The following is a 14240-nucleotide window of genomic DNA, read 5'->3' on the forward strand; positions in this document are numbered from 1 at the left end:
CCGGGGCGGCCGGCGTCAGCGGACGCACTCCACGTTCCAGTCGCCCTCGGCGGCGCCGGTGACGACGTTGTCGCAGAGCACGCGGTTGCCGAGCTCGGGGGTCAGCGAGAAGCCGAAGCCGGGGCCGTCGACGGTGGCCGTGTTGCCGGTGAAGACGTTGTCCGTGCCCCAGCCCTCGAGCAGCTCGTGCGTCTGGAAGCCGTCCATGGTCGACGAGGTGCCGGTGTTGGCCTCGATGGTCCAGCCGTTGCCCTTGACGTCGACCCACGAGTCGCCCTCGGTGAGCGACGAGCCGTCGAGGGTGTTGCCGCGGACGACTCCACCCGTGGTCCCCTCCTTGATGTCGATGTTCTCGGCCGTCGTGTCGGAGATGTCGTTGTCCTCGATGACGTTGCGGTCGGAGGCGTCGGGCTCGCCGCCGCTGATCTCGCCCCAGTTGTTCTTCGAGCTGCCGACGTAGACGCCCTCGCCGAACTTCTCCCGGCGGTTGCCGGTGTCGCTGATGGTGTTGGACGACACGACGTTGTCGGTGCTGCCGGCGCGGAGGTGCACGGCCTCGTCCCCGATGTGGCTCACGGTCAGGCCGGTGAGCGTGCTGCCGACGGTGCCGTCGGCCATCACCCCCTTCTGGCCGTTGGTGACGCTGAACCCCTCGAGGTGCCAGTACTCGGCACGGTCGAGGTGCAGCACGTAGCCGTCGTCGACGTCGTCCCCGTCGAGGACGGCGTCCGCCGGGCCGCAGAGGGCGATCGGCTGGTCCGAGGTGCCCGACACGGTCGCGACGAAGTTGCCGACGTAGCTGCCGGGCTCGAGCTGGAGGACGTCGCCGGGCGCCGCGTCCGCGAGGGCGTCGGTCAGGGCGTCGGCCGAGGAGACCGAGACGGTCGGGTCGGCGCAGACGTCGCTGGCCGTGGCGGGCGCGACCGGACGCGTCGAGCTCGGGGTGGGCGTCGCCTCCTCGAGGGGGGCGGAGGTGGCCCCGGCCGCCGGGGTCCTGACGGCGCCTCCCCCGGAATCGGGGCCCGCACCGAGTGCGCTGACCGCCACGCCCCCGACGATCGCCCCCGCGACGACGAGGCCGGCGGCGGTCAGGAGGGGGTGCGTGCGGAACTTCTCGATCATGCGGTGCTTCCTCGACGGGTCGTGGGGGGCGAGGAGAGGTCGTCGCGAGACGCCTCGCCGCGGGTGAACGACGCGAGCGGCGCCAGGTTCGCGTAGGGGTGGACGAAGCCGCGACGTCCGCGGCCGACGCTCGTGAGCGCCGTCACGAGCAACACGAGGCCGAGGCACAGCCACATGATCGTCAGCGGCTGGAAGATCGACCGGAGCACGACGCCGAGCGGCTTGGTGCTGCGCCAGTCGCTCACGTCGTTGTCGGCGCGGACGGCTCCCTCGGTCCGGGCGGTGTCGACGGCGCTCGGCCCCCGGCCCGACAGGACGTTGTCGGTGATCGCCGACGTGCCGGTGGCCCCGATCAGGGTGATGCCGTGGTTCTCGACGTCCTCGACCGTGTTGCGCGTGATGTCCGCGCCCGCGTTCCGCAGGTAGATGCCGATGTCTCCGCCCGAGATCGTGTTGCCCGAGATCGTGCCGCCGGTGCCCGCGTCGCGCAGGGCGATGCCCTGCAGGGCCGAGTCCTCGATCGTGTTGTCGGTGAGGGCGACCTGGTCGGCGCCCTGGCCGACGACGATCCCCACCTGGTTGCCCGTGAGGGTGTTGCCGTCGATCTCGATGTCCGTGCCGCCGATGACCTCGACGCCGTAGCGGGCGTTGTCGCTCGACTTGCTGTTCGAGAGCGAGTTGTTCCCGTACACGCCGGTCGGCATCCCGGTGGCGCTCGGCCCCTCGGCGAGGGCGCGGCCGTTCATCGTGATGCCGTTGTGGCCGTTGCCCTCCGCCGTCAGGCGCTCGAGCACGATGCCGGAGGAGGCGCGGTCGACGTCGAAACCGTCCAGCGCGTTCCCGGTCGAGGTGGTGTTCTCGACCTCGCTGTTCGACACGTTCCGGTGGAAGACCATCCCGTCGACGAGGCTGTCCGCGATCGCGCTGTCCCTGACGACGACGCCGTCCGCGCTCGTGACGAACAGCCCGAAGGCGTTGCCCTCGAAGGTGACGTCGCGCACCATCGCCGAGACGTAGCTGTAGCCGCTCAGGTCGGGCTCCATGTCGAGCACGCTGGCCTCGTCGGTCGGCAGCAGCTCGGTGCCGAAGACCTCGGTCGTCGCGTCTTCCTCGGCGGCGGCCGCGGCGGCCGCCTCGTCGCTCGCGCTCGCGTTGGTGCCCTTGCGGGCGAGCGTGTCCGTGCCCTTGTCGGGGATGTCCGTCCCGGTCATCGAGACCCCGCCCGTCATCCCGCTCCAGAAGCCGAGGTCGGTGAAGAAGGCCTTGCTCAGCTCGGTGTGCCCGCCGACGACGCGGACGTACGCCCGTCCGTCGGAGGTGTCGGTGTCGACCGCGCCGGCGTCCGGGTCCCAGCTGCTGATGCGCGTCGGCTCGTCGTAGGTGCCCGCGACGACGAGCGAGCCGCCGAGCGTCACGATCGAGGCGAACGCCTCCGAGTTCGACTGCAGGTGCAGCGTCAGCCCGTCGTCGTCGCTGAGGTCGAGGGTGGCGCCGTCCTCGACGACGATGTTCTCGCTGAGCAGCCAGCTGCCGTCGGGCTCGCGACGGAACGTGCGCGGGGCGAGCTCCTCGAGGTCGGCCAGCGTGTAGGGCGCCTCCCGCTCGACGAGCACCAGCGTGTAGAGGGTGCCCGTCGCCAGCCGGTAGGGCTTGTAGTGCGCGACGCCGCTCCAGTCGGCGGCGTTGGCGATGGCGCGCACCTCGATGAGGCGGCGGTCCTCGGTGGCGGAGACCAGCGCCTCCGCCTCGGGGTCGCCCCCGTACGACGCGACACCGGCGGCGTCGACGCGCCCGTCGGCAGGCTCTGCGGACGAGGTGCTCGGCGCGGACGACGACGAGGTCGCCGGGTCGGGGTCGGACGACGCCCCGGAGGCGCTGGTCGCGCCCGCGAGGACCGCACCGCCCGCGACGACGGTCGCGACGAGAACGGCCGACAGGCGCTGCAGGGCGATGTGCCGGGTGGCACGGGTGCCGCGGGTCATGCCGTCACCTCCTCGGGGACGGGCACGGCGGCGGGCACCGGCGCGGCGGCGGGCACCGGCGCGGCTGCGGGCACCGGCGCGGCTGCGGGCACGGCGACCGGGGGAACACCGACGGGCGGCGACACGGGTGCCGGCGGGAGGCCGCCGTGACGACCGCCGGGGCGGACCGGCTGCTCGCCGGGGACGCCGGGCGCGAGGCCGTTCGCGCTCGACTCGCTCACCAGGGAGGACGCCGTCTGGCCGTCCCCGCCGATGCGGTCGGCGTGGCGGGTGAGCCAGCCCTGCTTGTTCATCGTGACGAGCGCGAACACCTTGATCGGCAGGGAGATGAAGATCACCACGGCCGCGACCAGGGGCAGGATGAGCAGGTCGCCGGGGTTCCGACGCAGGTGCGAGAAGCCGCGCACGCCGCGGCTGAGCAGCACCCAAGCGAGCGTCGCCCCGATGCCGAGCGCGGTCGCGTCCAGCCGGCTGAAGACGAGGTACCCCACGGTCAGGCCCATCGTGACGGGCGTGAGGATGATCTGCATGACGGTGACCTTCGTCACGAACGGCACCTTCCAGAGCCAGCCCTTGGCGATGGCGGTGAAGTAGGTGCGGTAGGAGTTGCGGCTCCAGCGGACGCGCTGCTTCACGAACGCGGAGAACGTGTCGGGGAACATCGACAGCGCCTTCGCCGACGACTGGTGCACGGTCTTGTAGCCGCTCGCGAGCACGAGCCAGGTGAGCCGCCCGTCGTCGCCGGAGATGCAGCGACGACCGAGGAAGAACTCGTTCTCGAGGTTCTCGAGCACCGGCAGCACGGCGCTGCGGCGGTAGACGGCGGTGCGGCCCGAGATGATCGCGACCGCGCCGGCCGCGCCCATGGCCGGGACGTAGTTGTAGTACCGCAGGTTGACCAGCCAGTCGGCGACGCGCCTCCACACGCTCGTCCGGCGCTGGTACACGTTCTGCTGCGTGCTGACCCCGCCGACGAGCGGATCCGCGAAGGGCTTCTGGGCGTTCGCGAGCAGACCGGGGGTCCAGGAGGTGTCGGAGTCGGTGAGGAAGAGGATCTCGCCGGTGGCGCGGCGGATGCCGGCCCCCAGGGCCGACCGCTTCCCGACGTGGTGGAAGAGCACCGGCGTCACCCTCGGGTCGCCGAGGGCCGTGATCCGGTCGTAGGCCTCGAGGTCGATCAGGTCGAGGACGACGATGATCTCGTCGGGCCCCTGCTCGCGCCACGAGTCGAGGCAGCGCATGAGGATGTCGGGGTCCTCGTGGTACGACGGGACGACGACGGAGGTCGTCGAGCGGAAGTCGCTCTCGATCGGCTTCGCGCGGGCGGAGAGCACCACCCGGTAGAGCCAGAGGAGCCAGACGATGGTGCCGGCTATCGCGATCGGGAAGTAGGGCTGGACGGTGTGGAAGGCGTCGACGACGGTCGGCCAGGTGAGGGCCACCTGGAAGTCCGTGGACAGGGCTGTACCAACGCTCATGGGTGCGGGTCCTCGTGGGCAGGGGTCGGGTAGGCGCGCAGGCACGGGCAGCCTCGGGAGGCGTGCCACCGCGTGGACGGCCTCGGGAGGGGCGCGTCACGGTCTCCGTGTCGGGTCGGGGAGGGGTTCAGGACCTCTCCGCACGGGACCTCGAGGTTCGGGCCTCGAGGTGGGGTACCGGCGTGTGTCCCTCAAAGTAGGGACGCGCTGTGACGCCGTCAAGGAGGTCCTGAGTGAATCTCACGCTGCCCCGACGGGACCACCCGTCCCCCCGAACGGGTGACCCGGCGGGTTCGGGGTACGCGGGCCGCCCAGGCACTGGGGATACTCATCAGTATCAGGCCCGGGAGGCTGTCTCGGGGGGTACGTGGCGCCCGGCCGGGGTGCGCGTGAGCTCGACCCCGACCATCCGTGCGCCGAGATCTTTCACCCGTCGCGACCCGCCGGTCCGTGCTGGGGCGACGGCGCCCCGCACCGTCCGGGCGACCACCGTTCCTCCCCAGCACCGGCCTCGACCTCGTGCGGGGAGACGTCACGTACCCGGACGGCTACGAGAACGGGTACCTGTGCCACTACGGCATCCTGACCCCAGCAGAGGTCGAAGTCGTGGCTCGGGAGCTGGCCGACATCGACAAGGTCGACGTGCTGGCGATGTACGTCGAGAACGGTCGAGTCGGAGATCGACTGCGGGAGGACGTCAGCTACGTGGGCTACCACCTGGAGCGAGCGAAGGAGTTCGTGTCCCGACGAGCCGCAGCAGGAGAGGGCATCGTCTACCGGATCGGCTGACAGGGGCGGAAGACACTGCCCGGCTGCTCGGTGCCGACTAGTTGTTGAAGCGGAACTCCACCACGTCGCCGTCCTGCATGACGTACTCCTTGCCCTCGATGCGGGCCTTGCCGGCCGAGCGCGCCTCCGCGATGGAGCCGGTCTCGACGAGGTCGGCGTACGAGATGACCTCGGCCTTGATGAAGCCCTTCTCGAAGTCCGTGTGGATGACGCCGGCGGCCTGGGGGGCCTTCCAGCCCTTGCCGATGGTCCAGGCGCGGGTCTCCTTCGGGCCTGCCGTGAGGTAGGTCTGGAGACCCAGGGTCTCGAAGCCGATGCGGGCGAGCTGGTCGAGGCCGGACTCGTCCTGGCCCGTCGACGAGAGCAGCTCGGCGGCGTCCTCCGGGTCGAGGTCGATCAGCTCGGACTCGATCTTCGCGTCGAGGAACACGGCCTCGGCCGGGGCGACGAGGGCCGACAGCTCGGCCTTCTTGGCGTCGTCGGTGAGGATCGACTCGTCGACGTTGAAGACGTAGATGAAGGGCTTGGCGGTGAGCAGGCCGAGCTCACGGATGGGCTCGAGGTCGATGCCGGAGGCCGAGAGGGCCTCGCCGCGCTGCAGCGCCTCCTTGGCGGCCACGGCCGTCTCGTGGGTGAGCGGCTCGACGCGCTTGAGGCGGAGTTCTTTCTCGTAGCGGACCAGCGCCTTCTCGACGGTCTCGAGATCGGCGAGGATCAGCTCGGTGTTGATCGTGCCCATGTCGCCCTCGGGGTCGACCTTGCCGTCGACGTGCACCACGTCGGGGTCGACGAAGCCGCGGACGACCTCGGCGATCGCGTCGGCCTCGCGGATGTTGGCGAGGAACTTGTTGCCGAGCCCCTCGCCCTCGCTCGCGCCCTTGACGATGCCGGCGATGTCGACGAACGACACGGGCGCCGACAGGATCTTCTCCGAGCCGAACAGGCCCGCGAGCACGGGGAGGCGCGGGTCGGGCAGGTTGACGATGCCGACGTTCGGCTCGATGGTCGCGAACGGGTAGTTCGCCGCCAGCACCTGGTTCTTGGTCAGGGCGTTGAACAGGGTGGACTTGCCGACGTTGGGCAGTCCGACGATCGCGATAGTGAGAGCCACGGTCAGCCATCGTACCGGCGCGCGACGGGGGCGACCTCCGGTCGGCCCTCGAGCGCAGGAGGCGCGGGTCGACCCGGCAGTGTCCGAGGCGCGTGACACCATGGTGCGATGCCCATCGACTTCACCGCGATCGACTTCGAGACCGCGAACTCGAGCAGCGCCTCCGCCTGCTCCGTCGGCCTCGTCAAGGTCCGCGACGGCGTCGTCGTCGACAAGGTCGGCTGGCTGATCAAGCCGCCGGCGGGGCACGACACGTTCCTCGAGTGGAACACCCGCATCCACGGCATCCGGGCCGACGACGTCGTCGACGCCTTCGAGTGGCACGAGCAGTTCGACCTCATCGCCGACTTCGCGGGCATCGACGTCTTCGTCGCCCACAACGCCGGCTTCGACATGGGCGTCATCAAGGGCGCGTGCGCCGCGACCGGGGTGACTCCCCCGTCGTGGGCCTACCTCTGCAGCCTCCAGGTCGCCCGCAAGACCTACGCCCTCGACTCGTACCGGCTGCCGCTCGCCGCCGCGGCCGCGGGGTTCACGGGCTTCTCGCACCACGACGCCCTGGCCGACGCCGAGGCCTGCGCCGCCATCGTCGTGCACGCGGCGCAGTTCCACGGGGCCGACGACCTGCGGCAGCTCGCCGACACCGCGCGCGTCAGCATGAAGCGGCTCACGCCCGCCGCGCCCCCCGCCGACGCGGGAGCCCCGGCCCCGCGTCGCCGCGTCGTCTTCCGCTAGCGGCCGCCGCCGGGCGCGGCGCGCGCGGCGCGCGCTCTCGGCCGGTGTCGGCGGCGGCTGCGACACTCCCTGCATGACCTCACCGCTCCTCCTCGTGGCCCTCGTCGTCGTCGCGCTCGGGGTCGGCACGGCCCTCGGCGTGCTGCTGTCCCGGTCCCGGGCCGCCGAGGCCACGGCACGGCTCTCCGCCGACGCCGCCGCGGCCCGCGCGACCGTCGAGGGCTACCGCGAGCGGCTGATCGACCTCGACGAGCAGCACCGGCGCGAGGCCGCCGGCCAGGAGGATCGGCTGCGCGAGTTCCAGGACAGGCTGCGCGACTCCCGCATCGCCGAGGCCGAGCGGGTCCGCTCCGAGGGCCAGGTCATGACGGCCCTCAGCCCCGTGGCCCAGAGCCTCGCGGCGGTCCAGGCGAAGGTCGCCGAGCTGGAGGAACAACGCGCGCACCAGTACGGCACGCTCAGCGAGCAGCTGCGCAGCGCCGTGGCCTCAGAAGAACGGCTGCGCAGCACGGCCGAGTCGCTGGCCTCCGCCCTCCGGTCGAACAGCACCCGCGGGGTCTGGGGCGAGACGCAGCTGCGCAACGTCGTCCAGGCCGCAGGGCTCGTCGAGCGGGTCGACTTCGACCTGCAGAGCAGCATCTCGAGCGACGCGGGCGCCGGCCGGCCCGACATGGTGGTGCACCTGCCCGGCGGCAAGAACATCGCCGTCGACGCCAAGGTGCCGTTCGCGGCGTTCCTCGAGGCGAGCGCCATCCCGGCCACGGCCGTCGGAGAAGAAGCGGCTCGTCGTGACGTGCTCGTCCGGCAGCACGTCAAGGCCCTCCGGGCCCACGTCGACGCCCTCTCGGCCAAGACCTACTGGGCGGGGCTCGAGTCGTCGCCCGAGCTCGTCATCGCGTTCATCCCCAGCGAGTCGCTCGTGTCGAGCGCTCTCGAGGCCGACCCCTCGCTGATGGACTACGCGTTCCAGAAGCGCGTCGCCCTCGCCTCCCCGGTCACGCTCTGGTCGGTGCTCAAGACGGTCGCCTTCAGCTGGCAGCAGGACGTGGTCACGAACGAGGCCAAGGTCCTCTTCGACCTCAGCCGCGAGCTCTACGGTCGGCTCGCGACGATGGCGGGACACGTCGACAAGCTGGGCCGGTCGCTGCGCGGCTCGGTGAACGACTACAACCGCTTCGTGGGCTCGCTCGAGCGCACGGTGCTGCCGTCGGCACGTCGCCTGAGCATGCTCGACGAGACGAAGACCCTCACCTCGCCGACGGTCGTGGAAGAACTGCCTCGAGACCTCACGGCGGCCGAACTGACGACCGCCCTCGACGCCGACCGCGAGGCGTCGAGGGCGGTGGCCGACGAACGTGAGGCGAGCCAGGCGAGCTGGACCGACCGGGCGAGCTAGGCGGTCTCGCCGTACCACTTCGAGACGAGGTGGTCGGCCTCGACGCGACGGATGGTGCCCGAGTGCGAGCGCAGCACGATGCTCGACGTGCGGATCATGCCTTGCTTGCGCTTGACGCCCGCGACGAGCGCGCCGTCGGTGACGCCGGTGGCGACGAAGTAGGCGTTGTCGCCCTTCACGAGGTCGTCCTGGTCGAGCACGCGGTCGAGGTCGTGACCGGCGTCGATCGCCTTCTGGCGCTCCGCGTCGTCCTTCGGGGCGAGGCGCGTGAGGATGAGGCCGCCGAGCGCCTTGACGGCGCAGGCCGTGATGATGCCCTCGGGGGTGCCGCCGATCCCGACGCACATGTCGATGCGCGAGTCGGGGCGGGCCGCGTTGATGCCGCCGGCGACGTCGCCGTCGAGCAGCAGGCGGGTGCCCGCGCCGGCGGCGTGGATCTGCTGGATCAGGTCGGCGTGACGCGGACGGTCGAGCACGGCGACCTGGATGTCCTCGACGGCGAGGCCCTTGGCGTCGGCGAGGGCGCGGATGTTGTCGCCGACCGGCTTGTCGAGGTCGATCACGCCGATGCCCTCGGGGCCGGTGACGATCTTGTCCATGTAGAAGACGGCGCTGGGATCGAACATGCTGCCGCGGTCGCTCACCGCGATCACCGAGAGGGCGTTCATGCGGCCCGCGGCGGTGAGGCTCGTGCCGTCGATCGGGTCGACGGCGATGTCGCAGGCGGGGCCGAAGCCGTTGCCCACGTGCTCGCCGTTGAAGAGCATCGGCGCCTCGTCCTTCTCGCCCTCGCCGATGACGACGACGCCATCGAAGGCGACGGTGCCGAGGAACTTGCGCATCGCGTCGACCGCGGCGCCGTCGGCGGCGTTCTTGTCGCCCTTGCCGATGAAGGGGGCGCTGCGGATCGCGGCGGCCTCGGTCGCCCTCACCAGCTCCATGCCCAGGTTGCGGTCGGGGTGCGAGTAGAGGGTCCCGGAGGACGAGTCAGCCATTCCCACAGCGTACTGCTCGCACGTGGCGCCTCGAGCGGACATGAGATATGTTGCTTTCATCACCGGACATTCATGCCCTGAAAGGCGCTCATGACACTTGCTCCCCCTCGCGCCGCGGCCCACCGCGCCGTGCTCCTCACCGCGGCGGCGGCCCTCGCCACCGTCTCGCTCGTCGGGGCCCAGGCCGTGGCGGCGCAGCCCGCCGAGGCGACCGTCCCCGCCCTTGACCTCCGCGTCGGCATCGCCTCCGACGGCCTCGGCCGGTTCACCCCCGACGACGCGCCGGGCGGGGACTCCGGGCCCGCCAACGGCCTCGTGCGCACGGGCGACGCCGTCGTCTACCGCGTGACGATGAGCACCTCGGGCGGCTCGGCCGAGGCCGGCGCCTTCCGACTCGACGCCCCGGCGGGCATGAGCTGGGCGCGCGTGCCCGACGAGTGCGTCGCGTCCGAGTCCCGCATCGAGGGCCCCGTCCTGCACTGCGCCCTCGGCACCCTCACGAGCGGTGCGCGGAGCCTGAGCGTCGTCGCGTCCGTCGCCACCTCCCTGCAGCACGGCACCATCCTCACCCCGACGGCCTCCGGCTCGGCAGCCGGCGTCGATCCGGTGACCGCCGACGTGCCGTCCGTCCGCACCTCCGCGGTCCCCCGCTTCGACCTGTCCATGAACCGCTCGGTGCCGACCTTCACCCCGGCCACGGGCCTCGACGGGTCGACGCCCGGCTACCGGATCGTCTACCCGCTCCAGGTCCGCTGGCAGGGACTCGTCGACGGCGGCGGGCTGCTGGGTCACGAGCAGCTCGCCGGCGGGCTGAGCCTGGTCGACGACGTGTCCCAGATGAACGGGGGCGCACCGAGCGAGGCCGTCCTTCACCCCGTCGACGGCGCTCCGGCGTGCGGCGTCAACACGGGCCAGATCAGCTCCGCGCCGGGCGGAGTCGGCGGCGGGTCCTCCGCGGTCGTCGACTCGGGCACCGTCACGTGCACGCAGAGCGCCCCGGGCGAGCCCGTGCGCATCGACCTCGCCGGCACCGACACGTCGCTGTCCTCCGTCCCCACGACGAGCGTGTCGGGCGGCCAGATCGCCGGAGGCGTCCAGCCGTACGTCGTGTCCGCCTACGTCAGCCTCTGGGTCCCGGCCCCGCCGCTCGGCGTCTCCGTCACCGCGACGAACACCTACCGCGACCTGGTCGCGACGTCCGTCAGCGGCCGTGCCAACTACGACGGAGCCGGTGAGCCCCTCGACGACAACTCGGTCGAGCGCAACCTGCTCGAGAGCGCCGGCATCAGCGGCTCCACCCGCTACCGCGGCTGGGACACCGCGACGCGCACCTCGTTCGACCTGTCCGGCAAGGGCGACCTGCCCTACGTGACGCCGGCCCAGCCGCTCCTGACCAGCACGAGCCTGAACAACCGAGGCCTCGGGCGCTGGCGGGGCACGATCGTGTGCTCGGTCTTCGACAACACCGTCCAGTCCCTGCGCGAGAACACGCCGGGCAACTGGGCGGCGTCCAACGCCACCGGCGTCACGGGGCGGCCGGAGTTCGCGGCCCTCGACGCCTCCGACCCCGCCGTCGCCCGCGACGCCACCTGCGGCGACGACGACCTGGAATGGCACTCCGATCCGAGGGACGCGCCGGGGGGCGCCGCCGCCGTGGGTGCGGTCCGCTGGACGTACGACCACCCGCCGACGAGGACGCTCACGTTCAACACCCACCTGACGGCAGCGCCCGACCTCGCGAACCACGTGCGCCTGCGCACGTTCTCGAGCATCAGGACGACGAGCTCGGCCGAGTGGGCCCACGACTGGAACGAGCCCGACCGGGCCAACGGCCCCTGGGCGGACTTCCTCACGGTCACCAGCAACGCCGCCCGCATCCGCAGCGCGATCGTGGACCCCGGGCACGACGCGGAGGACACCCCCGACGAGACCGCCTACGTCAGTGCCGGCGGCACTCTCCGCTACGCCCTCTACCCGACGCTCACGAACGCCTCGGACGATCCCCTGCCGGAGGTCGTGACCGTCCGTGACGTGCTGCCCGAGGGCGGCGAGTTCGTGACCGGCTCGTCCGCCGACGCGCCGGTCCAGGACACGGTCGAGGTCGACGGGACCACCCGGCAGCGGCTGACCTGGACCATCGACCCGGCGATGGTCGGCGAGGCGCTGCGGCCGATCACGTTCGACGTCCGGTTCGCGGGCACCCCCGCGGGGGTCGAGGCGACGAACACGGCGACGATCGAGTCGTCGCGCGACGTGTCGGACGAGTCGGCACGCGTGGCCCACCGGACGGTGCACGTCCTCGCGGGCAGCGGCTTCGACGCCCTCGAGACCGTCGACGCCCCGGTCCACCTCGTCGGCGACCAGGCCGTCTTCACCCTGACCACGCGCAACACCGGCTCCGAGCCGCTGCCGAACAGCACGCTGATCAGCACGCTCCCCTGGGACGGCGACGGCCGCGGCACGACGACGGAGGCGGCTCCTCGCCTCCGACAGCCGGTCGAGCCGGCCTCCGCCTCGGAGATCGTCCGCTACGCCGGGCGCGCCTCCGATGAGCTGTCGCTCGACCCCGCCGACCCCTCGAACGCCCCCGACGGCTCGACGACGTGGTGCCTCGAGTCCGAACTCGGCCGGGGCGGCTGTCCGGCCACGCTCGGCCACGCGACCGCGGTCCGGGTCGACTCCGACGTGCCCCTCGGGGGCGGGAGCAGCGTCGAGCACCACCTCGTCATGGGCTCGGAACGGGCCGGCGTCGCCGACGTCTGGGCCTCGTCCTTCGGCGCCCGGGTGGGCGGCATCGACGTGACGGCGCTCTCCGGCACCGTGCAGACCCGCGTCGTGGCCGGCTCGGTCAGCGGGCTGGTCTGGACGGACGAGGACGGCGACGGCGTCCGCGCAGCCGGCGAACCTCCCCGGGAGGCACACCTCGTCGAGCTCACGGGCACCGACGACCAGGGGCAGGCCGTCACGCGGGCCGGCGCGTCCCGACCGGACGGCAGCTACGACTTCGGCTCGCTGCGCCCCGGCGACTACCGGCTCGACTTCGGCAGCGTCCCCGGAGGCTGGACCGTGGCCGGCGCCGGCGACGACCCCGCCACGGACTCCGACGCGGACGGCCACGGCAGGGTGGTCCTCCGCCTGGACCGCCTGCTCGACGAGGACGACGGCCTGGACGGGGTCACGACCCACGTCCACGTCGACGCGGGCGCCCTGGTCGACCCGGTCCTGGTGCCGCCCGTCGACCCTCCGGTGGTCGACCCGGTCGGGCCCGGTGCCGGTGACGCCGCCGCCGCCGCCGCCACAGCCGACGACGCGGCCCGACCCCGCGCCCTCGCCTTCACCGGCGCGGGACTCGCCCTCCTCGGCGCGGCCGGCGGCCTCCTCCTGCTCGCCGGTCTCGCCCTCCGGACACGTCGGCGACGGTCGTCGGGAGCTGAGACGGACGGGCCCGTCAGCCAGGCCTGACCGGGCGGGGGGCGTCCGTCCCCCGCCCTGACCGGCTGACTAGGGTGGAGGAGCACCCCACACGCCATCATCGAAGGAGATCCGATGCCCGTCGCAACCCCCGAGCAGTACGCCGAGATGCTGGACAAGGCGAAGAACAAGGGGTTCGCCTACCCCGCGGTCAACGTGTCGTCGTCGCAGACGATCAACGCCGTGCTCCAGGGCCTCACCGAGGCCGGCAGCGACGGCATCATCCAGGTCACGACGGGCGGCGCGGACTACTTCGCGGGACAGACGGTCAAGAACCGTGCCGCGGGCGCCATCGCGTTCGCGAAGTTCGCGACCGAGGTCGCCAAGAACTACCCGGTCACGGTCGCGCTGCACACCGACCACTGCCCCAAGGACGCCCTCGACGGCTTCGTCCTGCCCCTCATCGCCGCCAGCGAGGAAGAGGTCAAGGCCGGTCGCAACCCGCTGTTCCAGTCGCACATGTGGGACGGCTCGGCCATCCCCCTCGACGAGAACCTCGAGATCGCGCAGCAGATGCTCAAGCGCACTGCTGCGATCAACGCCATCCTCGAGGTCGAGATCGGCGTCGTCGGCGGCGAGGAGGACGGCGTCCAGCACGAGGGCTCCAACGAGGCGCTCTACACGACCGTCGGCGACGTGACCCGTGCCGTCGAGACGCTCGGCCTCGGCGAGAACGGCCGGTACATCGCCGCCCTCACCTTCGGCAACGTGCACGGCGTCTACAAGCCGGGCAACGTCAAGCTCCGCCCCGAGCTGCTGGGCGAGATCCAGCAGGGCATCCAGGAGCGCTTCGGCACGGCCGAGAAGCCCCTCGAGCTCGTGTTCCACGGCGGGTCGGGCTCGTCCGACTCCGAGATCCGCGAGGCCGTCTCGAACGGCGTCGTCAAGATGAACCTCGACACCGACACGCAGTACGCCTTCAGCCGCTCGATCGCCGACACGGTGCTGAAGAACTACGACGGCTTCATCAAGGCCGACGGCGAGGTCGGCAACAAGAAGCAGTACGACCCCCGCGCCTGGGGCAAGGTCGCCGAGTCGGCGATGGCGGCCCGCGTGGTCGAGGCGACCCGCCAGCTCGGCTCGTTCGGTCAGTCGGGCAGCTAGTCCGCACCTCCTGGTCCGACGAGAGAGGCCCCGCAGCACCGAGCTGCGGGGCCTCTC

Annotated in this window: 10 protein-coding genes; 5 read left to right on the forward strand and 5 right to left on the reverse strand. The window is 71.9% G+C overall.

What is annotated here, in order from left to right; all coding sequences use genetic code 11:
* Positions 1–15: 15 nt before the first annotated feature.
* From ITJ48_RS10600 to ITJ48_RS10610, 3 genes are read right to left on the reverse strand one after another with little or no spacing between them, the layout of a single operon-like run.
* Entirely contained in the window at positions 16–1122 is a 1107-nt protein-coding gene (locus ITJ48_RS10600) for a right-handed parallel beta-helix repeat-containing protein (protein WP_194613653.1), read from the reverse strand.
* Positions 1119–3104, reverse strand: coding sequence for a right-handed parallel beta-helix repeat-containing protein (locus tag ITJ48_RS10605; protein WP_194613654.1), 1986 nt, complete (start codon positions 3102–3104; stop codon positions 1119–1121). The genes ITJ48_RS10600 and ITJ48_RS10605 overlap by 4 nt, the downstream gene beginning before the upstream one ends.
* Positions 3101–4582 carry a glycosyltransferase gene (locus ITJ48_RS10610; RefSeq protein WP_194613655.1) on the reverse strand — a complete coding sequence of 494 codons (1482 nt, stop codon included), beginning with the start codon at positions 4580–4582 and terminating at the stop codon, positions 3101–3103. The genes ITJ48_RS10605 and ITJ48_RS10610 overlap by 4 nt, the downstream gene beginning before the upstream one ends.
* Before the next feature lie 519 nt (positions 4583–5101).
* On the opposite strand from ITJ48_RS10610, the gene ITJ48_RS10615 reads away from it, so the two are divergent.
* On the forward strand, positions 5102–5371 hold the full coding sequence (locus tag ITJ48_RS10615; RefSeq protein WP_194613656.1) for a hypothetical protein: 270 nt from the start codon (positions 5102–5104) through the stop codon (positions 5369–5371).
* Between the two features lie 37 nt (positions 5372–5408).
* On the opposite strand, the gene ychF is transcribed toward ITJ48_RS10615, so the two are convergent.
* Positions 5409–6482, reverse strand: a complete 1074-nt coding sequence (gene ychF / locus ITJ48_RS10620; RefSeq protein ID WP_123548083.1) for a redox-regulated ATPase YchF — start codon at positions 6480–6482, stop codon at positions 5409–5411.
* Positions 6483–6590: 108 nt separating this feature from the next.
* Here ychF and ITJ48_RS10625 point away from each other — a divergent pair, with 108 nt between their 5' ends.
* Positions 6591–7217 (forward strand): exonuclease domain-containing protein, encoded by a 627-nt coding sequence (locus tag ITJ48_RS10625; RefSeq protein ID WP_194613657.1) that lies wholly within the window; start codon positions 6591–6593, stop codon positions 7215–7217.
* 73 nt (positions 7218–7290) lie between these two features.
* Complete coding sequence (locus ITJ48_RS10630) at positions 7291–8613, forward strand: DNA recombination protein RmuC (protein WP_194613658.1); 1323 nt, start codon at positions 7291–7293, stop codon at positions 8611–8613.
* On the opposite strand, the gene glpX is transcribed toward ITJ48_RS10630, so the two are convergent.
* Positions 8610–9608 carry a class II fructose-bisphosphatase gene (gene glpX / locus ITJ48_RS10635; RefSeq protein ID WP_194613659.1) on the reverse strand — a complete coding sequence of 333 codons (999 nt, stop codon included), beginning with the start codon at positions 9606–9608 and terminating at the stop codon, positions 8610–8612. The genes ITJ48_RS10630 and glpX overlap by 4 nt on opposite strands.
* A 90-nt stretch (positions 9609–9698) precedes the next feature.
* Between glpX and ITJ48_RS10640 the strand changes: the two genes are divergently transcribed.
* Together ITJ48_RS10640 and fbaA are read left to right on the forward strand one after the other, a co-directional pair.
* On the forward strand, positions 9699–13070 hold the full coding sequence (locus ITJ48_RS10640) for an SdrD B-like domain-containing protein (protein ID WP_194613660.1): 3372 nt from the start codon (positions 9699–9701) through the stop codon (positions 13068–13070).
* 84 nt (positions 13071–13154) lie between these two features.
* Positions 13155–14183 carry a class II fructose-bisphosphate aldolase gene (gene fbaA / locus ITJ48_RS10645; RefSeq protein ID WP_194613661.1) on the forward strand — a complete coding sequence of 343 codons (1029 nt, stop codon included), beginning with the start codon at positions 13155–13157 and terminating at the stop codon, positions 14181–14183.
* Positions 14184–14240 lie beyond the last annotated feature (57 nt).

Origin of the sequence: Frigoribacterium sp. VKM Ac-2530 (genome assembly GCF_015350835.1) — a bacterium.
GTDB lineage: Bacteria > Actinomycetota > Actinomycetes > Actinomycetales > Microbacteriaceae > Frigoribacterium.